The organism is Altericroceibacterium spongiae (assembly GCF_003610805.1).
Lineage (GTDB): Bacteria > Pseudomonadota > Alphaproteobacteria > Sphingomonadales > Sphingomonadaceae > Altericroceibacterium > Altericroceibacterium spongiae.
Window position 1 is genome coordinate 597,641 of sequence record NZ_RAPF01000001.1, and the last position, 21,150, is coordinate 618,790.

The window sequence follows — 21,150 nt, forward strand, 5'->3', positions numbered from 1 at the left end:
GCTCGCTGCGTGGCGGCGTATGGAGCCTAGACTTCGCTATAGGCTCCCTATAGGCTCCAGCCTATCCCATTTCAGAGTAAGCCTGCCGTGGGCGACAATCGTCGGCACAGACAGGAGCACGAGCTTAGTCATCATAGAGGAGTTTTGCGTTGCCGTCGCACTGACTGCAACCGTGAAGCCCGGACATCTCCATGTCCCCGTTGTCGTATTCACCGCACCAACCACAACATTCAAGCTCGTCAGTAAAGTGGATGCAAGCTAGGCAAACGAACCCTCCCTGCCAATCGATTACGGTATGATATCCATCACAAGATGAGCAGTTTGCAGGCGTTTTCGCTTCGAAGTAGTTGTCTTTGGTCACAATCTCTTCGTTGAGCTCATTGACCAATTCCTCCACCGAGAATTTGGTGCCGCACTCGCTACATTGCGCTCCGTCATCCCCTTCGTTCACAAGTTCTTGATTGCAAGCTGGGCATGGCGTGACCATCCACCACCTAGGATAGCTGGCGCATACCGAACAGCGTGACCAAAAGATGCTGTCGGTCTCCTGATGGCATTCAGCTGCTTTGAACGAACAAGATGGACAATCGACTAGCTTTCCACCACCCTCTTCGATTGCTTTGAAACGTTCGGCCAAGCTTTCGAATTTGGCCTTCGCATAAAGCCTATGCTCAGCGAATCCGTCATCTATTGCCGTGATGTCGAATGCGCTGTCTGCAAATGTCGCTTGCCATTGGTTTTCCATAAGGCCTGCCAAGGCGCGCCAGCCAAGCAGTTGTTCAAGAGCAATGTTTTCGAGCACGTCGTTGTCCGCCTGGCCCTCGTGATAAAAGTGAACCATCTTGTTGCGGTGCTTGCGGAGGCTATTGAAAATCGACCGTGCTGTATCTGGAAGTGGACTGCCGACGACATTCTGCAAACGGACGCACGCTTCATCGAAGTTTACCGAAACAAAATCCCCCTTGGCGAAATTGCTCTTTTCGGCATTTTTTGAAACCACCAATGTCCAGTGTTCCGCCATCAGGCGCGCCTTCAGAATTAATTCGACAGCGGAATAGAATGCGATCACCGAATGTTTCGGTCGCTTCGTCAGGTCCGCCGTGGCTGATTTCAGGAAGTCAGTGGCGTTTGCAACCAGATCGTCCACACTCGGGAAGCTGGCTTTGTCTGGCTTGCTGCCGATCATACTACTCTAACCTTTCCCGCACAGTCGCACGCAGGCCATCTCTGGTTGCCGCCGCAGTGCGACAAACGTCCAGTGGAAGCTGTAGCAAGGCAATACAGGTGCTCGGGTGCCTGACAATGGATTAGTCGCTCCATTGTCCCACATTGATCTGATTGCTAGCCAATTTGGATGGCCAAGCCGCGTACCACCAAACTGATCGAAATCGATCTCAACGCATACGTTGAGCAACGCATTAGCGAACTCGGCCTGCCCGCAACGATCGGTGAGATTGAAGCATCAGCCGACACGTTCGAAGCGAAAATCGAGTGGGTGAACCACGAGGCCAATGCCCTTCTGGTCTTGGGTGCATCGGCTCTTCTTCTCGCAGGTGGAACGGCGCTAATCGCGCGTTCACCGTTGAGCCTCTTGGATATTGCGTTGATGATTCTGGCCGGAACCTTGGCGTTCGTCTTTTTCTTGTTTGGCTTCCGACGGCGGAGCTGGTCGCGATACCTCGGAAAATGGGGCTTAAAGCCGGTTCACTGCGAGGTTCAGTCCGCCATCGACGATGTCTTGGACAAGGTTGATTCAGGCAACCATACAATCATGCGCATCGCCGCAAGTGGCACTGGAACGACTGCAACGCCTATATCGCATCGGCCCGTCGATCTTGTTCACGGCAAAGGATGCCTCGCCAATCCATGGTTGATCGCGGAACTGTTTGGCAGATCAAATTCGAGCCGGGAATTCGTGGCAATCACGCCCGAAGCGACTGGCGTATGGTTCAACTTCTATCTCTGGAATCCCTCAGTCGCGGCGCATTTGCCAGACCTGTTCGACCGTACACCGGAAATTTACGCGGGCGACAAGATCAAGCGGATCAAGGTGCGAACCGCTCTACGCGAGATTGCAGATTACGTGGCCACGCAAAAGCAATCGGGCAAGCCTACGACGAGGAAGGACCTTGTCGTTTCGGCTTTCGAGAAAGCGCTTAAGATTGAAGCCGCACGACTGCGCACGGCTGGAGAGATCGACGATCTTGAAGAACGCCAGCTTTGTCGCCTGAACATTACCGGCGAAGCGCCGTCGAACGATCCTGCCGAAACATCCGGAAATCGCGGACGCAAGCCTGAAAGCTGGTTTCTTAATCTGATGAGCGGCCAGTATGCTCCGGTCACGCGCCCGTTGTCCGAGACGATCCGGAACGAATTGAACGTATTGCCGGGTTTCATCGTCTGAGTTTCTTGCCAATTGGCGGCCAATCCGTAGGCGGCGTAATCGGAATATGCATGCTGGGGAACCTCTCGAAAGGAGGTTCGCATGACCGACCCTGATATTGTTCTCTTAAATATGCGGCAGGTTCAAGCCGCCCTTAAAATCCGCTCGCGTTCGACAATCTATGACATGGTGGCGCGCAAGGCATTGCCTCCACCTTGCGTCATCAACCGACGCGGCCTGCGTTGGCGCGAAAGCGATATTCGCGAATGGATCGATAATCTGCAAACGCGCAATTGACCTGATCCTGCGCACCTGTCGCGCCCAGTTAGCCACCCCTCGCCTCACACCTTTCGAGCCGGACGGCCCAGTTCCGGCTGGAGAATTCCCATGCCCATTTTCCACCGTGGTTCCCGTAAACATCGCTTCATTTCGCACACTATCCATGTCCGGAAATGTATCGCTCCCCAACTCGTTTCGCTGGCGGACCGGCTCTTTGCCGACGACGCAGACGGTGACGCATTTCAGACCGCGTTGCGCCCGTTCTTCCTAGCCGAACGCCCTCGTATCGCGATCCTGAAAGGTGACGAAATCTGGTTCCATGTCGAGGGTCCTCTGCATGATTGTGGTGGCAGGACTTTCCCGCTCGGCGCTCAGGTTTTCGTTGATCACCGTGGCTGGCTCCAGCTTGGTCCGGTCGATGCAGCAGACCTCCATGCAAGGCTGCGCGAAGCCATAGATGCAGCAGCCTTCAACTGGTTGATCGAACACGATCTGCTCAACCAGTGCGAACCCCTCCGATCCCGTTGCAACAGGCCTATCGATGACGAGGTCGCACTTCGCCAGATGGCCGACGCAGCGGCGTTGATCTACCCGGAAGCGGAGCCGAGCAATGCTTGAACGTCACTCGGCAAGACTGGTTAGGAAAGGCTGCGATGCTGCGCATCGAGCCAGCAAATCAGATACATACATACATACATACATACATACACACCCTACGCACGGTTGCATGCCTGATTTCCGCCGTTTTCATGGGGGGCTATGCGCGCGCTCTTTGCGAGCTCGCCTCTCAATCCCCGCAATTCAGCCGAAAACGCAGCGCGCGCATGGCGCGCTGCGGGAGGCGTTCCCATGAACCGCATCAAACTCTCGATCCGCATACCGGCGGAGCAGGAAGCCCTGATCCGGCACATCGCCAAGGCACGCGGTCTCTCGCGCTATCAGGCTCTGCTGCGGGTCATCGAAACCGGGCTCTCATCGATCACTGGCGGGGCGCAGATACGCTCGCAAATGGCCAGCGAAGAGGCATTGGCCGCAATTGAATCTCGTCTTTCCATCATCGAATCCCTGACTGACCGGAGCCTGTTCACGGCCAGCGCCGCCTACGCCTATTCACGGCGGGCGGCTCTGCGAAACGACAGCGATGCCGACCGCGTCGATGCCGTCACCAGCGATGCCGCACAGGCTGCCTATCGCCGGCAAAAGGCGCTCGCAGCGGAGGTACTGCCATGAGCTACGATCACGACAATCTGCTGCGCGGACAAGGCCTGTTCCGTCAGGCCATATCGGGCTTCGCCACACGCTGGAAAGCCTACGCTTGGACGGTTGGCGGCGCTGCCATCCTTGGCGGCTTTGGCCTGCCCATGCAGACGGTCGAACCATGGCAATTCACCTGCGCCTATCAGCACGGCCAGGGGAGCCTCGTGAACATCGTTTCAGGCGGCAAAACCGACCCCGAAGTCACGGTCAATTTCGATGGCAGAACGGGTCGCATACCTGCGAGTGTCCTCGCCAACGATCCGATGTGGATTGCGTGCTGGGAAGACATCCAAAACAGGGCGATCCTCGGCGGTTTGGCGGGTGGTTTGTTCGGGCTTGTCGCGTGCCTTGGACTTGCGGTTTGGATGCGCGACAAGGGTCGCACAGCCGCACAGGACCGCATCGTTTCGGGAACCGAAATCGTGTCCGAACGGGAACTACGCAAACTGACCAAACGAGCGACGGATGAGTACTCCTTGCGTATCGCCACGGTCGGCATTCCGGCATGGCTCGAAACCCGTCACTTCGCCTTCCTAGGAACGACCGGTGCAGGCAAAACGACCGTTCTGCGGCAGATGCTCGATGCGGTGGAAGCGCGGGGAGAACCCGCCCTCGTTTACGACACAAGCGGCGAGTTCGTTGCGCACTATTACCGGCCCGAACGTGGCGACGTCATTTTCAATCCGTTCGATGCCCGGTCGGCCTATTGGTCCCCGTTCCTTGAGATAGCGCACCCTGCCGATGCCGACCGCATCGCTCGCCAGCTTGTTTCTGAAACCGGCGAGCGTGATGACGATGTCTGGCTGGAAACCAGTCGCATCCTGGTCGCCAATGTGCTGCGCGTCCTGAGCGTCGAGGGAAAGACCACCCTGCCCGACCTGCTCAATGCCTTGCAGGCCAAGACCAAGGAAGAAATGAAGGCGTGGCTTGCTGGAACATCGTCGGCCCGCACATTCGAAGATGATGCCGACCGGGCGACCGGCTCGGTCCTGTTCATGCTCGCCAAGGCATCCAATCTCCTGCAGTTCCTCTGGCGCGAACCGGGCGATGCGAAGAGCTTTTCCTTCCGTGATTATTTCGCCGGGATCGACCGGCATGAGGGACCGAGACCATGGATCTTCGTGCCGCGTAAGGAGGACTATTTCGAGGCGATGAAGCCCCTGCTGGCCTGCTGGCTCGAATGTGCGGCCAGTGCCACCCTGGGGCTGGTACCCTCTTCCGAACGCCGCCTGTGGTTCTTCCTTGACGAGTTGGCCGACCTGCCCCGCGTGGACAACCTCACCCGACTCTTGCCCGAAGGCCGCAAGTTCGGTGCGAGCGTGACACTGACCTTCCAGGCCATCGGCCAGATGCATCGACGCTATGGCCGTGACAGCGCCGAGGCGATCCTGGGGTGCTGCAATTCCAAGCTCTATCTCCAGATCATCGACCGCGAGACCCGCGAGTGGGCATCGCGCAACATCGGCGATGTCGAGGTGGAGGTGCGCAGCTCATCCGACAGCTTCGAGTATGGGCCGAATAGTGGCCGTTCGTCAGTAGGCAGCTCCCGGCACGTTCGCGCCGCCGTGATCGAAAGCAGCATGCGGCTCGAACCGCATCAGGGCTTCCTGCAACTGCCCGATGCCCTTCCGGTGGCAAAGATCAGGCTTACGCGTGACCATATCGACGCGCGCGGCGCACCAGAGCACCGAGGGTTCGTTCCGGTAGATGTCAGTCGTTCGCTGTGGGGGAAACTTCCGATCAAGGGTGCGAAGGCCGAAGCGACGATCAAGACCGCTGGACCGGTCTGATGGTCGCCACGATCAGTGCAATCGGCTCATCGGCACAGGCATCGAGCTACTACGAGGCCGATGACTATTATGCCGATGGCGGGCTTTCGCCGAGCGAATGGCAGGGTGAAGGCGCGAAGGAGCTTGGTCTTGCAGGTGAGGTCGAGCGTGACGCTTTCCGCGACATGCTTGACGGGAGGTTGCCCGATAACCAGCAGCTTGGCACCACCCGCGACGGCAAGCTCGAACATCGCCCCGGTTGGGATGTGACCATGAGCGCCCCCAAGTCCGTATCGATCATGGCCGAGGTCGCGGGCGACCGCCGCCTGGTCAGTGCGCATGACCGGGCTGTGAAAGCGGCATTGGCTTTCGCCGAACGTCACGCCTCCGCCACCCGTATCAGGGAGGATGGCAAGGTCGAACGGCACCAGACCGGCAACCTTGTTGTTGCCAGCTTCCGGCATGACACCAGCCGGGCGCAAGACCCGCAGCTTCACACCCACAACGTCATTATGAACATGACGCGTGACGCGGATGGAAACTGGCGCAGTCTTGAGCCGCGCGCCTTCTACCAACTGCAGAAGGCTATCGGTGCGATCTACCGGCAGGAACTGGCAGTTGGGGTGCGGGAGCTTGGCTACGAGATCGAAACCGGGAAGGATTCGTTGTTCGAGATCAAGGGTGTTTCGACCGATGTCATCCGCGCTTTCAGCGAACGCGCGGCGCAGGTCGAGGCGCGTTTGGCGGAACGCGGCCAGACCCGTTCGACGGCATCGGCAGAGGAAAAGCAGATCGCTGCGCTCGACACGCGAGACGCGAAGCAGACCGCCAACAGGACAGAACTGGTCGGCGAATGGCGAACCACTGCCGACATTGCCGGGTTCGGGCAGGCTGAACGCCAGCAGTTGGTGGGAAACGCCAAAGCCAATGCCGCCGATACGGATCACCGCTTGGCCATTCATGCAGAGGGTGATTTGGCCGCGCATCGTGCCGTCACCTTCGCCGCCGAGAACCTTGGCGAACGGCAATCTGTGTTTTCCGCCGCCGATCTGGAAAGGGAGGCAGGGCGGTATGGCATGGGCAAGGTAACCGTCGCCCAGATCGGCCAGGCAATCGCTCGTGCGAGCAGCGATGGCGTTCTGGTGCCCCGCCCCTATCTCGACAAGCGCGGCGCGGAATCTGCCGGGTTCGCAACGGCGACGAACATCGAAAACGAGCGCCGCCTGTTGCGTGCCGAAGTTGACGGACGCGGCGCGGTCAGGCCGATCCATTCGTTGCGGCAAGCGGCCAGCGCTGTAGCGAAGGCAGAACTGCGATCCGACCATCGCTGGAATAGCGGCCAACGCGACGCGACGCGGGCGCTGCTGACCAGCACCAACCGCGTGATTGCTGTGCAAGGCTTTGCCGGAACAGCCAAGACCACCACCGTTCTTGCGACCTTTGCCGCCGAGGCAAAGACCAGGGGCCTCTCCGTCACACCACTCGCGCCAACTGCATCGGCGGCGCGAACGCTGAGCGATGCCTTGGGCATGCGCGGCGCAACCGTTGCGAAGCACTTGCTTGGCAATCCGGACAAAACTCGGGGCGGCATCTAGATCGTTGACGAGGCTTCGATGCTGTCCGCCCGCGACATGGCTTCGCTTCTGGAGCTTGGCGAAAAGGCCAATGCCCGGATCGTCCTTGTCGGCGATGTGAAGCAGCTCGGATCGGTCGATGCCGGTGCCGCATTCAAGCAGTTGCAGGATGCAGGGATGCAAACCGCCATGCTTGATGAGATTGTTCGCCAAACCAATGTCGCAACGAAAGACGCGGTGCAGGCCTCCATCGAAGGCGATGCCCGCAAGGCCTTGTCCGCGCTTGATCGCGGCGGCGGCACCATCATCGAGCACGATAATCGCGAAGACCGGTTTGCTGCCATTGCCAAGGCCTATGCCTCTCTCGACGAAAAGGCGCGCGCGCGAACATTGGTCATCGAGCCTTCACGCGAAGGTCGCGATGCCCTCACCGCAGAAATCCGAAGTGAACTTGCGAAGATTAAGGCTCTGTCAGGCCCAGCAATCACCATGCAAAGTCTGGTCAACAAGGGCTTGTCCCGCGCCGAGGCACGCGACCCCGCTAGCTACGAACGCGGCGACATGGTGCGCTTCACCCGCGACTATGCCGACAAAGGCGTGGCATGCACTCAATCCTATCGCGTTGAGCAAATCGATCCGGCCAAAGCCGCAATCACCCTCAAGGCAGAGGATGGCCGCGAGATTGACTGGCGCTTGCGGCAATGGGGCGCGAGCAAGGCCCAGGCATTCTCGCCGCAGCCGCTCGAATTGAAAGCAGGTGACCGTATCCAGTTTACCCGCAACGACCGCGAGCTTGGACGGATCAACGGTGGGCGCGGCACCGTTTCAGCAATCGACCAGCAGTCTCGCACCGCGACCATCCGCAATCCGCGTGGCCAGACCGAAACGCTGAATCTGGAAGATGCCCGAGATCAGCATATCCGCCACGCCTACGTCGAAACTGCCTACGCCGCCCAGGGCCGCACGGCAGACCGCGTCATGATCCACGCTGACAGCAAGGCGACCAATCTGGTCGATCAGAAGTCTTTCTATGTCAGCCTTTCGCGGGCGAAGGAATCGGTGGCAGTCTACACCAACGACCGTGCAAAGCTGGTTTCGGCGATCAACGAGAGGGCGGGATTGGAACAAACGGCCAGCGAGCAGGTGGCCTTACCCTCGTTATCCGCAGGGAAGTCGGCCAGTGCCGGATTGGGCTGAGCAATCTATTGAGAACATTCATCCAACGCGATAAAGGCCTATGCGTGAAGGGGAGCTTGAAGCATGGCTCGTAAGATTAAAATCTCTGCTGGCGTTCTTAATATCCGGCTTCATCCGCATACACCTGAGCGATATGCCGAATTTCTACATGACGTATACAAACTAAAAAAACCGGTGAAATTGCGTGGTGATAGGCATGCCATGATTTCTCTGCTGAACCGGTCTGAAGCAGATGATGGAATATTCACCGGCGTAATTACCACGTTCTTGGATATCGACTTTGATGGAACGTGGTTCAACACCGCAGAACTGAAGGAAGCAACCGACGAGCAGGTTTCCAAGGTAACCATCCCTGAAAATCTTCATCCGAATTCGGCGCAGTTCTATTTTCAGTTCGATGCGAATAAGCACAAGCTGTATTTTCAGACCTATTCATCGGGCAAGGTTCTCAGCGAAAAATCGGCCCTCTCGCTCTTTCAGGGATTGTCCGATGACTTGGGAATTTCCCAGAAATATGGTGACGCGAAAATCACTGTCATTCAGAGCAAGGAAGGGTTGGCGAAGATTTTCGCAATCCCCGTCATAAAAGAAATCAAGATCACCATCGTAAAGCCGAATGCTGACATATTTGCGGACGACTTCGAAGCGCAGATCGAAGCTCACTTGGCTGGTGCGCACAGTAAGAAGCTAACGATAAGCTATGAAGCAGAATCGGGCAGTTCGGTGACCCCGACTGACGAGATCAAGGCAATCAGTGCGGTCGCGCTCGAAAATGGCAATGTAAAGGTCAATGGCCGCGACGATAGCGGAGCCGTAAAGCGTTCCACCGATGACCACCCGATGCAGTATCAGGACAAATACGATCCTGATGCAATGTCAGAAAACCAAGCGTTTCGGAGCATCATCCCTCAGGGCAATGCCGAAGGCGATTAAGGATGGCTTCGCAGATCAAGCCATTCCTATCGCGTCTCAGGCGATACTTCTGTGCCTATGGCGGGTGGGGAGCGATTTTGCGCTCCCCGCTGTTCTTGCTGGCTATCCTGTTGACCGGCCTAGGATATGGTAGCTGGTCCGACGGTGACAGGTGGTCTGACCTTTCCCAATCGCTCATCCCCAATTTGTTGGGTTTCAGTCTCGGAACCTACGCGATCCTGTTCAGTCTGATGACAGGGCGCTTGAAGCGGGCATTGAAGGCGGTGAAAAACGAGCGCGGCGTCACCTTCCTCGAAGAGATCAATGCGACGTTCTTTCACTTCATTTTCGTTCAGGTTGTCGCTCTCTTGTGGGCATTCCTCTATCAAGGCTCGGCCTTGGCGGATTTGGCCCAAGCGGCCAAACCATATTGGCCATGCGCGCCAACTGTGTTCCATATTGCACAAGCAGCAGGTGGCGCAGTCGGCTTTGCTCTGCTTGTCTATTCCATTTCGTTGATCGTGGCGTCTGCACTCGCCGTCTATCGGTTGGCACTAATCGTTGATCCGGCAGACGAATGAACAGCGCTAACGACAGACAGGCACCACGATGAACCTAATCAAGTCCAAGCAGCGCGTTGCCGATCACGGGGAGGTATTCACACCCCCCTGGCTGGTCGAAAAGATGCTCGACCTTGTGAAGGGTGAGACGGAGCGGATTGATTCCCGTTTCCTTGAACCTGCCTGTGGTAGTGGCAATTTCCTCGTGCCGATCCTGCAGCGCAAGCTGGCCGCCGTGGAATTGAAATTCGGCAAGTCCGAGTTCGACAAGCGGCATCATGCGTTGCTGGGCCTGATGTGCTGCTACGGCATTGAATTGCTGGCCGACAATATCGCGGAATGCCGCGCCAATATGCTGGAGGTTTTCGCGGACTATCTGGCGATGGATGCGGACGACGATCTATATCGCGCCGCCTCTCACGTTCTTTCGCTCAATCTCGTTCACGGCGATGCGATGACGATGCGCGCGATTGATGACTCGCCGATCCGCGTGGTTGAATGGGGCTATCTCGGCAAAGGGAAATTCCAGCGCCGCGATTTCCGGCTTGATGTGCTGACCGGCATGGCGAGTTTCAGCGCCGAGGATTCCCTGTTTTCGACATTGGGCAAGCACGAGATATTCACGCCTTCACAGACCTATCCGCCCATGAGCGTGCGCGATCTTGCGGCGGCGAATGATGGAATGGGGGCGAGCGCATGATTGAACAGGCCAGCTTTGCCCTGCGCGGGCGCAACCCCGATGTGCTGACCTGCATCGCCAACCTGTCAAACGACGAGGTGTTCACACCGCCGGAGTTCGCCAATCGGATGCTGGACACGCTGGCAGAGGCATGGGCGGCGGACAATGACGGCGCGAGCATCTGGGCGAACAGTTCGGTCAGGTTTCTGGACCCGTTCACGAAATCCGGCGTTTTTCTGCGGGAAATCGCCAAGCGGCTGATCGCCGGCCTTGAAGCGGAAATCCCGGATTTGCAGACCCGCGTTGACCATATCCTGACACAGCAGGTTTTCGGCATCGGCATCACCCGGCTGACCAGCCTGCTGGCGCGCCGCAGCCTGTATTGCTCCAAGAACGCAACAGGGGAGCATTCGGTCGCCACAGGATTTGCCGATGACGATGGCAATATCTGGTTCGAGCGCATTGAGCATTCGTGGGATAATGACAAATGCGAATTTTGTGGTGCTCCCCGTGCGATCTTTGACCGAGGGCTGGAGTTGGAAAACCACGCCTATGCCTTCATCCATACCAACGACATCAAGGCTCGCCTCGGCGAGTTGTTTGGAGCCGATATGCAGTTCGATGTGATCATTGGAAATCCGCCATATCAATTGAAGGGTGGTGGGGGCGGATCGAATGACTCGTCGATTTATCAATTGTTCGCCGAGCAGGCGATGGACTTGGAACCTCGATTTCTTGTCATGGTTATTCCATCCCGCTGGCTAGCTGGCGGTAGGGACATGGGTGCCTTTAGGCAGCGTATGTTCACTGATGGCCATGTGCGCGAACTTGTTGATTATACGAAGATGAGCACGGCCTTCCCCGGTGTCGATTTTGAGGGTGGTGTTGGCTATTTTCTTTGGAATCGAGAAAATTCCGGCCCCTGTCGTTACACTTTGTTTCAAGGGGAGGAGCAACTTCCTACCGTCGAACGTAAGTTGGACGAGCACGATATTTTTGTCCGTGATACGCGCGCACTGGCAATCTTGAATAAGGTGCTATCCAAAGATGAAGGCACCATTGAAACGATTGTGAGCGGCGACACTCCATTCGGGCTTGCGACGAATTTTGCAGATTATTCAATGTCCGAAACAGACGGCGCACTGTCGATTTACCTGACAGTGAAAGGACGGCGAACTCAAGGCTGGGTAGATGGCGGCGTCATCAGGAAGAACCGCCAACTCATAAATGGTTGGAAAGTACTGCTCCCGGAAGCATACGGCGAACGCGGAGCAATTCCCGCAATGGTGCTTGGTCCACCCATCGTGGCTGTTCCCAACTCTGTGTGCACGCAGACGTATCTGGTGGCTGGTCTATTTGAATCTGATTCTGAGGCCCGAAACTTCAAAAGCTACTATTGCACCCGGCTATTCCGATTTCTGGTCTCGCTTCGGAAGATCACACAACACGCATTGCGATCAACATATTCTTGGGTACCGCTCCAGACTTGGGATCGAGCATGGACCGACGAAATGCTGTATCAGAAGTATGGCATAGATCAGGATGAAATCGCCTACATCGAAAGCATGATCCGTCCGATGGCGGCTGCTGATGAATAGGCCTTCAATCGAGGAAATCCTTACCCCAAAACCCGATGCGCGCCCGCGCATCTATGCTTATTCCATCGCGGATAAGGCGCACGACGGGTTGCTCAAGGTTGGGCAGACCACGCGCAATGTGAAGCAGCGCGTTGCCGAGCAGTTAAAGACGGCGGCGATTGCCAATTACACCATCGAACTCGACGAACCCGGCGAGGCCGATGACGGTTCGATTATTACCGATCATGCGGTGCGCGATGCGCTCAAGCGCAAGGGCTTTGCCAATCCGCAACTTGAATGGATGCGATGCTCGCTGGCCGATGTGAAAACCGTGCTGGCCGAACTGCGCAGCGGGCAGCAATTCACCGGTACGCACCACGAAGACTTTCCGCCGCGCAAGGAGCAGTTGGAAGCGGTCGACCAGACTTATGCCTATTATCATTCACGCTGGCAGCAGGATGCCAATGCCGTTCCCCGCTTTCTGTGGAACGCCAAGATGCGTTTCGGCAAGACCTTCACCAGCTACCAGCTTGCCAAGAAACTCGGCGCGAAGCGGGTGCTGGTGCTGACCTTCAAGCCTGCTGTTGAGGATGCGTGGCAGACTGACCTTGAATCCCATGTCGATTTTGACGGGTGGCAGTATCTCTCCCGCAATTCCGGGCGCGATCCAAGCCAGATCGATGGTGATAAGCCAGTGGTCTATTTCGGCTCGTTCCAAGACCTGCTGGGGCGGGACAAGGCCGGGAACATCAAGGCCCGCAACGAATGGCTTCACACGATCAACTGGGATTTGGTCGTGTTCGATGAATACCATTTCGGCGCATGGCGCGAGACGGCGAAGGAGCTTTTCGAGGGCGAGGATGCTTCGATTGCCAAGGAAGCGGCCAAGACGGAATATGCCAATGGTCTGGACGATGTGAACGAAGACCTTGGCGTTATGTCGGAAAGTGAAACCGACTTTCTGCCGATCACCACGCGGGCTTACCTCTACCTGTCCGGCACCCCCTTCAAGGCGCTGGCCACGGGCGAGTTCATCGAAGAGCAGATATTCAACTGGACCTACACGGACGAGCAGAGGGCCAAGGAGGAATTTGCCGCGCAGCATCCGGGGCAGCGCAATCCCTACGGCGCATTGCCGCAAATGCGCCTGCTTACTTACCAGATGCCGCCGGAAATCACCCATATCGCCAGCGGCGGCGAGCTGGACGAATTTGACCTCAACGAGTTTTTCGCGGCGAACGGCACGGGCGTCCTCGCGCAGTTCAAGCACAAGGACGAGGTGCAGAAATGGCTCAATGTCATTCGCAATTCGCCCGATGCGCCGCGATCATTCGACAGCATCAAGACCGGCGTAGTCCCGCCATGGCCCTATTCGGACACGCGGCTTCTTCCTCACTTGCAGCACAGTTTCTGGTTCCTGCCCAACGTCGCGGCCTGCCACGCAATGGCGAACTTGCTGGAAGAGAAGCACAACACGTTCTGGCACGATTATCAGGTGATCGTGGCGGCAGGCGCATCGGCGGGGATAGGTCTTGATGCCTTGCCGCCCGTTCGGGACAAGGTTGGCAGCGGGTTCGACACCAAGACCATTACGCTTTCCTGCGGCAAGCTGACCACCGGGGTTACGGTCAAGCAATGGTCATCGATCCTGATGCTCCGCAATCTCCAATCGCCGGAGACGTATTTTCAGGCCGCGTTCCGGGTGCAGTCGCCCTGGTCGATCAAGAATCCCAACGGTGACAATCCGAACGAGGAAGAGATCATCAAGCCGGTCTGCTTCGTGTTCGACTTCGCCCCAACTAGGGCGCTGCGGCAATTGTCGGAATACGGCATCGGCCTTTCACCGGGGGAGGCGAACCCGGAAAACGCGGTGAAGGAGCTTGTCTCTTTCCTGCCCGTGCTGGCCTATGATGGCGCGAAGATGATGCAGATCGACGCGGGCGGCATCCTTGACATTGCGATGGCGGGCACGTCCGCGACCCTGCTGGCCCGCAAATGGGAATCGGCCATGCTGGTGAACGTGGACAACGACACGTTGCGCCGCGTTCTCGAAAACCCCGAAGCAATGGCTGCTGTTGAGCGGATCGAAGGTTGGCGCGCCTTGGGCGACAACATCATCGAGACGATCATCAACAAGAGCGAGAAGATCAAGGACATCAAGGACAAGGCCAAAGCCAATGACGGGGAGCTGACCCCGAAAGATAAGAAGGAACTGACCGCCGAGGAAAAGGAGTTCAAATCCAAGCGCAAGCTGGTTCAGGAAAAGCTGATAAAGTTCGCGACCCGCATCCCGGCATTCATGTATCTCACCGATTTTCGCGAGAACAAGCTACAGGACGTGATTACCAAGTTGGAACCGGACCTGTTCCATGCGGTCACTGGCCTGACGGTGGCGGATTTCCACCTGCTTGTCCGCCTTCGTGTATTCAACACGGAGCGAATGAACGAAGCGGTGTTCGCGTTTCGCCGCTACGAGGATGCTTCGCTTCGCTATACCGGCATCGAGAGCCATGAAGGGCTGACCCATTATGGCCTGTATGACACCGTGGTGGCGAAAGAATCTGACGGCTAATCGGAAATGGCTGGGAGCGCAGGATGCAACGTCCGGCGAGGATTGGGGAAAATGAATGTATAAGCCCGGGGGCACGATTGCTACAGCGCTGGAGAAAATCCAGCAGAAATCCTACGTGCTTCCGGCGATCCAGCGCGAATTCGTGTGGAAGCCCGAGCAGATCGAACGTCTGTTTGACAGCCTTATGCAAGGCTACCCTTTCGGCACCTTTCTGTTCTGGACTGTGAAGCCTGAGACGAGCGGCAGCTTCAAATTCTACGACTTCGTGCTGAACTACCATCAACGTGATGCCGCCCATTGCCCGGAACTGCCGACATTGCATGACCAGACGGTCACCGCCGTTCTGGACGGGCAGCAGCGGCTGACCGCGCTCAACATTGGCCTGCGCGGTTCGATGGCGATGAAGCTGCCGAGTAAATGGTGGACCAACCCTGACGCATTCCCGAAAAGGACATTGCGCCTCAATCTCTTAGCTCCATTAGAACCCGACGAAGAAGGAGCGGTTTACGATTTCCGTTTCCTCGATGACGCACAGGTCGAGCGCGACGAAGGCGCCTTGTGGTTTCCCGTGACCGAGATTCTCGGGATGAAAGGCGGCCCGCCGATGCTTGCATGGCTGGTCGCCAAAAAGCTCGAAGGCGATGCACTCAATAGCGCCTACACAATCCTTGATCGGCTGCATCAGGTTGTCCACGTGGATCAGAGGGTCTTCTACTATGAGGAAGAAAGCCAGGACGTTGAGCGGGTGCTCAACATCTTCATTCGCCTCAATTCCGGTGGCACAGTGCTTTCCTATTCCGACCTGCTGCTCAGTATCGCAGTTGCGCAATGGAAGAAGGTGGATGCCCGATCCGAAATCCACAGCCTCGTCGATGAGATCAACAGAATTGGCACCGGCTTCTCGCTGAGCCAGGACTTCGTGTTGAAGGCAGGCCTGATGCTGTCTGACATCGCCAGTGTCGGCTTCAAGGTCGAGAACTTCACGCAAGCCAACATGGAGAAGCTGGAAGCCAACTGGCCGCAAATTCGTGCTGCCTTGGTTCGGACTGTGGAATTGGCGGCGAGCTTCGGCCTCAACGGCCAGACACTTCGTGCAGACAGCGCCCTGCTGCCTATCGCCTACTACCTTTATCACCGGAAAGCCCCAGCGAACTATGCCGTCAGCAACCAGTTCGCCGCCGACCGGAATGTCATTCATTCCTGGCTGACCCGCTCGTTGCTGAAAGCATCGGGGATCTGGGGCAGCGGCCTTGATACGTTCCTCACCGCATTGCGCGAAGTGATTCAGCAGAAGGGTGAAACGTCCTTCCCGGCGCGGGAACTCGAACAAGTCATGGATGCACGAGGAAAGTCGCTCGCATTCTCGCCTGCGGAAGTCGAAGACATGCTGACGATGCAGTATGGCGACAAACGCATGTTCGCATTGCTCTCAATGCTGTTTCCGTTCGTCGATCTGCGAAACCAGTTCCACATGGACCACGTATTTCCCATCTCGCGGTTCACGGCCGCCAAGCTCCGCAAAGCAGGCATTGACGAAGACAGGATCGAGAATCTCTCCCGAATGGCAAACGAGCTTCCAAATCTGCAACTGCTCGAAGGCACAGCGAATACAGAGAAGCGCGACAGGTTGCCCGGCGAATGGCTCGCGGATCACTATCCAAACGCTGGTGACCGAGCGCATTATTGCACCATCCACGACCTTGGCGATGTGCCCGAAGCGCTCGAAGGCTTTGAACAATTTCATTCGGAGCGCCGCGAGCGCCTACGAACTCGCATCCAAGGGGTGCTTACGATTGAGCAGGAATAATCATCGAGTTGGGCAGCGCGGGACTAGACGGCGATAATTTTTTCTGCCACGTTTGTGGTTGAAAATCTTATCGAGGGTCGGATCATGGACGTTGCGCGTATCTTTGACGAGGAATGGTCGGCTGATGGCCGCCTCAGCGAAACCTTTGGTGTGACCCGCGACCAATTGATTCAAATCGTCAAGGAAGTGGTGGGTGCACGTGCCGACGCGGTCGAGAATGATCCACTCACAGCCGCAGGCCAGTTTGCCTATATCCACGGAACGCGCAATGTCCGCGCCCTCTTTCGCACACGCGGCTGGCATCTGGATCGCAAAGACAACATCGAACTGGTGCGCCATCCCGAACGCGGCCTGACCATCAGTTATCAGAGCGTCGATCTTGCAGCTTCCGTTGATCACTCGCCTCTGGCCATTTCAGGCAAGGGCGCTGGCGCGGAACGTGCGATTGAAGAAGCGCAGCTTTCCCTTTTCAGAAAGGAAGAACTGGACCGCTCGGCCACTCCGAAAGTGGGGCCGATCAATACAGGAATGTGGTTCTTCTGTGTCTCGGTCAACGGCGATGACGTTCGTGCCGAACTTTCGCTGGCCTCCGGCGTCTCCGGTGGCAATTTCAAGGGTTTTATTGAGCGAATTTTCATCGTGAAGAAGGGCGAGTGGGAACGCATTCGGCTTGGAACCCACGACGATTCCGATGCTGTGGATTTCGAGCCTGTCGTCATTCGCAAACGGTAGTTATGTTCAATATCGAACGGCTCGAACTGGCCCGCAAGCGGCGCCGGTACACTGCAAAGGTGCTCGCCGAACGTGCGGGCATCGCGCCCGTGACGTATTCTCGCATCGTCAACAGGCAACAAGTGCCGGATGAAGCGACGGTTGCCGCTCTTGTGGCGGCACTCGACTACCCCCGTGAATTTTTCGAACAGGATGATTTCGATCCAATCGATAAGTCAGCGGCCAGCTTTCGCAGTCTGACCGGCATGACAGCTCGCGAGCGCGATGCTGCATTGGCGGCTGGCTCTTTGGCATTCGAGGTCATGGATTGGGTTCATTCGCATTTCACGCTTCCAGAACCGGATATCCTCGACCTGGGGCACGAGCGCAGTCCAGCCTCTGCGGCGCGCATGCTGCGACAACATTGGGCTATGGGTGAAAAGCCGGTTGCCCATATGATCAAACTGCTGGAATCTAAGGGCGTTCGCGTATTTTCTCTTGCCGAGGATACCAAGAATGTCGATGCATTTTCATGCTGGCGTGGCAACGAGCCATTTGTCTTTCTGAACACTTACAAGTCGAGCGAGCGAAGCCGTTTCGATGCCGCGCATGAATTAGGTCACCTCGTTCTGCACCGGCACGGCGCGCCCCAAGGCCGTGAAGCGGAGGCGGAAGCTAACAATTTTGCTTCTGCCTTTCTGATGCCGCAAGCAGACCTCCTGTCTACTATTCCGTATGTTTCCCGCGTTGAGCAGATCGTTAGTGCGAAGAAGCGCTGGGGTGTGGCCGCCGTCGCCCTCGCCTACCGGCTCAACAAACTCGGCCTAATGACTGAATGGCAGTATATTCAGGTCAATCGACTCTATCGGTCGTCGGAGCCAGACGGGATTGCACCGGAAAGATCAGTGGTCTGGCAAATGGTGCTCACAGACCTTTGGAAAGATGGCTTGTCCCGTTCGCATATTGCCAAGGAGCTTCTACTTCCGGGCAGTGAGCTTGAGAGCCTGCTTTTTGGCCTGGTCGGTTCGACTTCGCCTCCATCGAGACAATCGCCTGCCCTGCGTTCGGTGGAATGAGTTAGCCGGAGTGGAAATCTTGCGATGAGATTCGCGCTACCCTGCCGGGCAACCTGCTCTATCCGCTGGCGCAGACCGGGCCTGTAGTCCCGGCCCATCCGGGTAACGATCAGGAGCAGTTCGAAACGGAGCGGGAATTTCTGATGGACGCGCTCTGTCCCGCATGTCCTGCGGTCATGCTCCTGAGGGCGCGGCATTCCTGAGCTAACCCGCAGGCTCTCTTGTCTCTTTCATTGCCGGACGCCCGCTGGCGCACTGATCGCGCGCGCAGGACCTCCGTCGGCTTCGCGCCGTTGCAAGGGTGCCGATCTTGCTGGATCGCTGGGCGATCCTTGGACGGGAACACCAAAGGCTTTGCCCTCTCGTTCCCGAAACCGGAAATAGACGCCCCCGTGTGGCGGGCTTCGCCCGCTGGCCCGCGCCAGGGCATCGATTCCGGTTTTCCCTCCCCCTCCCATCCTCGCCGGAAGGCAGGCCGCATGCCGCGTGTCGGATGCGGCTTTCAGCCGAAGGAGGGCAGAGAATGGGTGACCCGATCTTGAACTACCGTGCTTGCGGAGCCGAGTGCCGCGAGGACTGGTTGCGGATGTTGGCCAACGAAAACGGCTTGCCGTTTGGGACGGTGCGTCGGCTTGCCGAGGAACTTGGCGAGCGTGAGGACTTCGGCGAGCTGGTCGATATCTGTGAGCGTGGCGGGAGGGCAGTGCAATGACCACTGATACCCTTTCCCGCAGCGAGCGGATAGCACAGCTCAATGACCGGGCACGGCAGGCGATGGGGCTTGCCTGTGTTGCCGTGGCGACCGAAGGCTTTCGGGCCTTGTCTGGAGAAGATCAGTCGCGGGTGCGCGAGCTGGTCGAGACATTCGACGCCTTCACGTCGGACAACGATCCTTATGGTGAGCGCGATTTCGGGGCGATCTATCGGGACAGCGAAGGCCGCTGGTCGACGACGCAACCGGCGCGGCCTGCCGAAACCGTGTTCTGGAAGATCGATGCCTACGACCGCGATTTGCGGTTCGGCAGTGAGGACCCTGCCAATCCCGCCGTTACGCGGCGCGTGCTGACCATAATGCTGGCCAGCGAATATTGAGGGAGGCAGAACTATGGCCAGGCGAAAGAAGCCGGTTCACATCGCCGAACCCGACCCGAACCAGATCACCATGCCCGGTGTGCGGCCCGTCAGTCTTGCCGAGCGGCTGCAATGCCGGGCGGATACGCCCATGCTGCCGCGCCGGATGCAAAAGCCGATGGACATCGGATTCTGGGATCCGATGCGCGATCAGCTGGAGATGTTCTGATTGAAGAGTTGAAAATGCGGCCCGCCCACGGGCGGGCCGTCATTTTGGCTGACAGGAAGGCAGAGCCTATCGGTCGAAAATCTCCAGATTGGGCCAGCTGCGCATCCACGCTTTGGCCTTAACTCGCTGGTCAAAGATTTCCCGCTTTTCAGAAACGAACCTGCTTGTTGGCCGCAGAGCGAGTTGTAGCAAATCGTCCAATCCCAAGGGAGCAGCGATCACACATTCATGGAGGCCTTGCCGTCGAGCAGCAACTGCCGTTGCTGTCTCTGGCCAATAACGCATCGCATCTGCCGCCGAACGGTAAGGCGCATCGCCGTTACGCAGATGCATTCGCGCCTGATTCTTCACCGACCAGTGTATCGATGGGACTGACAGCCGTAGCTGCTCCTCATACTCCCGGTCCACTCCTGGGCTTAGGCTGTCTGGATCAAACCAAATGACATCGACGTCACCTTGTGGCGGATTTGCCTTCCTGCCATGCAAAGCATCCCATACCGCATTTCTCACGAAACCTGCGGCGATCCAGCAGTCAGGCAGGTCCAGTTCCGCGACGACCCCAAGAAGATGCCATCGAGCTGGGTCCTTTCGGAGTACATCACGAACGAAGGATTCGCCCTGCATTTTCATAGGCTATCGCTATGCTGCCTCTTTGGAAATGCGCACCATCGGCCTTCACCGATTTCATCACCACATCCGTTCCTTGGCATATTCGCCATAGCCGTTGTCATAGGCGTCGGCATCAAACTCCGATTTCAGTTCCTTGATGAACTGGCCCGCCGTTGGAACGCTGGCGCTCAGGTCTTCGCCCGACCAGAGGCCCGAACGCATCAGGGCCTTGGCGCACTGGAAATAGACCTCTTTCACCGTGAAGACGATCACTGTGCGCGGACACTTGCCATCGCGCTCGAATGATCGGGTGAGATCGCCGTCCGCCGTGAGAATGGCCGTGCCGTTGACCCGAACGACATTCGGGCAACCGGGCACCATGAACATCAGGCTGGTCCGGCCATCGGCGATGATGTTCCGCAGCGAGTCCAGACGGTTGTTCCCGCGCCAGTCGGGAAGCAGGATGGTCTGGTCATCGGCAATGCGCACGACCGGTTCGATATCGCCGCGCGGGCTGGCGTCGGTGCCTTCCGGTCCGACCGTCGAGAGAACAACAAACCGCGACGCGCCGATCCATTCTCGATAGCGCGGCGTCAGCCGGGGCGAAACCTTGGCCAGTGCACCCGGCACGACCGCCTCGTAAAGCGTTTCAAGTTCGGGAATGGTCTTGATCGCCTGCCCCCTGCCCTCCGTGCCGGTTGGTCTGCGCCAGATATACAAGGTTGAACGCAAATTGCATTCTGTTCCGCGTGGCTGTGAGGCCGTGTTTCGTTTTGCGTGCGTTCCAGATCGCGTGCGCCCTGCCCTTGATCGACGGACCTTTGGCCGCTGTGCGCCGCCTTTGTGCGCGCAAACAAAAAGCCGACGCGTTGCGCCTACGGTTTCCAT

At 57.6% G+C, this 21,150-nt stretch carries 20 protein-coding genes and 1 pseudogene; 18 read left to right on the forward strand and 3 right to left on the reverse strand.

Features of this window, described 5'->3' with window-relative positions; genetic code table 11:
- Positions 1-124 precede the first annotated feature (124 nt).
- Positions 125-1,186, reverse strand: coding sequence for a hypothetical protein (locus D6851_RS02860; RefSeq protein WP_120323330.1), 1,062 nt, complete (start codon positions 1,184-1,186; stop codon positions 125-127).
- A 168-nt stretch (positions 1,187-1,354) separates the two neighbouring features.
- On the opposite strand from D6851_RS02860, the gene D6851_RS02865 reads away from it, so the two are divergent.
- The 18 genes and pseudogenes from D6851_RS02865 to D6851_RS02945 all read left to right on the forward strand — a co-directional run bounded on the left by D6851_RS02865 (position 1,355) and on the right by D6851_RS02945 (position 19,653).
- A complete protein-coding gene (locus D6851_RS02865) occupies positions 1,355-2,404 on the forward strand; it encodes a hypothetical protein (RefSeq protein ID WP_120323331.1) in 1,050 nt (349 codons plus the stop codon).
- Positions 2,405-2,485: 81 nt separating this feature from the next.
- On the forward strand, positions 2,486-2,680 hold the full coding sequence (locus tag D6851_RS02870; protein WP_210210312.1) for a helix-turn-helix transcriptional regulator: 195 nt from the start codon (positions 2,486-2,488) through the stop codon (positions 2,678-2,680).
- 90 nt (positions 2,681-2,770) lie between these two features.
- Complete coding sequence (locus tag D6851_RS02875; protein WP_120323332.1) at positions 2,771-3,280, forward strand: hypothetical protein; 510 nt, start codon at positions 2,771-2,773, stop codon at positions 3,278-3,280.
- A gap of 231 nt (positions 3,281-3,511) precedes the next feature.
- A complete protein-coding gene (locus D6851_RS02880; protein ID WP_147395412.1) occupies positions 3,512-3,892 on the forward strand; it encodes a hypothetical protein in 381 nt (126 codons plus the stop codon).
- Entirely contained in the window at positions 3,889-5,709 is a 1,821-nt protein-coding gene (locus D6851_RS02885; RefSeq protein WP_120323334.1) for a type IV secretion system DNA-binding domain-containing protein, read from the forward strand. The genes D6851_RS02880 and D6851_RS02885 overlap by 4 nt, the downstream gene beginning before the upstream one ends.
- Positions 5,709-7,547, forward strand: a pseudogene (mobF, locus tag D6851_RS02890) (MobF family relaxase); the annotation flags it as partial. The gene D6851_RS02885 and the pseudogene mobF, both read left to right, overlap by 1 nt.
- Before the next feature lie 276 nt (positions 7,548-7,823).
- Positions 7,824-8,459, forward strand: a complete 636-nt coding sequence (locus tag D6851_RS17980) for a hypothetical protein (RefSeq protein WP_238473923.1) — start codon at positions 7,824-7,826, stop codon at positions 8,457-8,459.
- A 63-nt stretch (positions 8,460-8,522) separates the two neighbouring features.
- Positions 8,523-9,392: a DUF4747 family protein gene (locus D6851_RS02895; RefSeq protein WP_120323335.1), complete on the forward strand. Its 870-nt coding sequence runs from the start codon at positions 8,523-8,525 to the stop codon at positions 9,390-9,392.
- 2 nt (positions 9,393-9,394) lie between these two features.
- Positions 9,395-9,952 (forward strand): hypothetical protein, encoded by a 558-nt coding sequence (locus D6851_RS02900; RefSeq protein WP_120323336.1) that lies wholly within the window; start codon positions 9,395-9,397, stop codon positions 9,950-9,952.
- A 28-nt stretch (positions 9,953-9,980) separates the two neighbouring features.
- Entirely contained in the window at positions 9,981-10,631 is a 651-nt protein-coding gene (locus tag D6851_RS02905) for an N-6 DNA methylase (protein ID WP_120323337.1), read from the forward strand.
- The gene (locus tag D6851_RS02910) at positions 10,628-12,208 is read left to right on the forward strand and encodes an Eco57I restriction-modification methylase domain-containing protein (RefSeq protein WP_120323338.1); all 1,581 of its coding nucleotides are present in this window, start codon (positions 10,628-10,630) and stop codon (positions 12,206-12,208) included. Before D6851_RS02905 ends, D6851_RS02910 begins: the two co-directional genes overlap by 4 nt.
- Positions 12,201-14,759 (forward strand): GIY-YIG nuclease family protein, encoded by a 2,559-nt coding sequence (locus tag D6851_RS02915; RefSeq protein WP_120323339.1) that lies wholly within the window; start codon positions 12,201-12,203, stop codon positions 14,757-14,759. The genes D6851_RS02910 and D6851_RS02915 overlap by 8 nt, the downstream gene beginning before the upstream one ends.
- Before the next feature lie 55 nt (positions 14,760-14,814).
- The gene (locus D6851_RS02920; RefSeq protein ID WP_120323340.1) at positions 14,815-16,566 is read left to right on the forward strand and encodes a DUF262 domain-containing protein; all 1,752 of its coding nucleotides are present in this window, start codon (positions 14,815-14,817) and stop codon (positions 16,564-16,566) included.
- Positions 16,567-16,650: 84 nt separating this feature from the next.
- Positions 16,651-17,298: a hypothetical protein gene (locus D6851_RS02925; protein ID WP_147395413.1), complete on the forward strand. Its 648-nt coding sequence runs from the start codon at positions 16,651-16,653 to the stop codon at positions 17,296-17,298.
- Between the two features lie 2 nt (positions 17,299-17,300).
- Complete coding sequence (locus D6851_RS02930) at positions 17,301-18,353, forward strand: helix-turn-helix domain-containing protein (protein WP_120323342.1); 1,053 nt, start codon at positions 17,301-17,303, stop codon at positions 18,351-18,353.
- A 523-nt stretch (positions 18,354-18,876) separates the two neighbouring features.
- Complete coding sequence (locus D6851_RS02935; protein ID WP_147395414.1) at positions 18,877-19,065, forward strand: hypothetical protein; 189 nt, start codon at positions 18,877-18,879, stop codon at positions 19,063-19,065.
- Positions 19,062-19,445, forward strand: a complete 384-nt coding sequence (locus D6851_RS02940; RefSeq protein WP_120323344.1) for a DUF3768 domain-containing protein — start codon at positions 19,062-19,064, stop codon at positions 19,443-19,445. Before D6851_RS02935 ends, D6851_RS02940 begins: the two co-directional genes overlap by 4 nt.
- Before the next feature lie 13 nt (positions 19,446-19,458).
- The gene (locus D6851_RS02945; RefSeq protein ID WP_120323345.1) at positions 19,459-19,653 is read left to right on the forward strand and encodes a hypothetical protein; all 195 of its coding nucleotides are present in this window, start codon (positions 19,459-19,461) and stop codon (positions 19,651-19,653) included.
- 66 nt (positions 19,654-19,719) lie between these two features.
- Here the strand turns inward: D6851_RS02945 and D6851_RS02950 are convergent, their stop codons facing one another.
- Both D6851_RS02950 and D6851_RS02955 read right to left on the reverse strand, forming a co-directional pair.
- Positions 19,720-20,283 carry a nucleotidyltransferase family protein gene (locus D6851_RS02950; RefSeq protein WP_238473908.1) on the reverse strand — a complete coding sequence of 188 codons (564 nt, stop codon included), beginning with the start codon at positions 20,281-20,283 and terminating at the stop codon, positions 19,720-19,722.
- 57 nt (positions 20,284-20,340) lie between these two features.
- Positions 20,341-20,994: a pyridoxamine 5'-phosphate oxidase family protein gene (locus D6851_RS02955; protein ID WP_210210313.1), complete on the reverse strand. Its 654-nt coding sequence runs from the start codon at positions 20,992-20,994 to the stop codon at positions 20,341-20,343.
- Positions 20,995-21,150 lie beyond the last annotated feature (156 nt).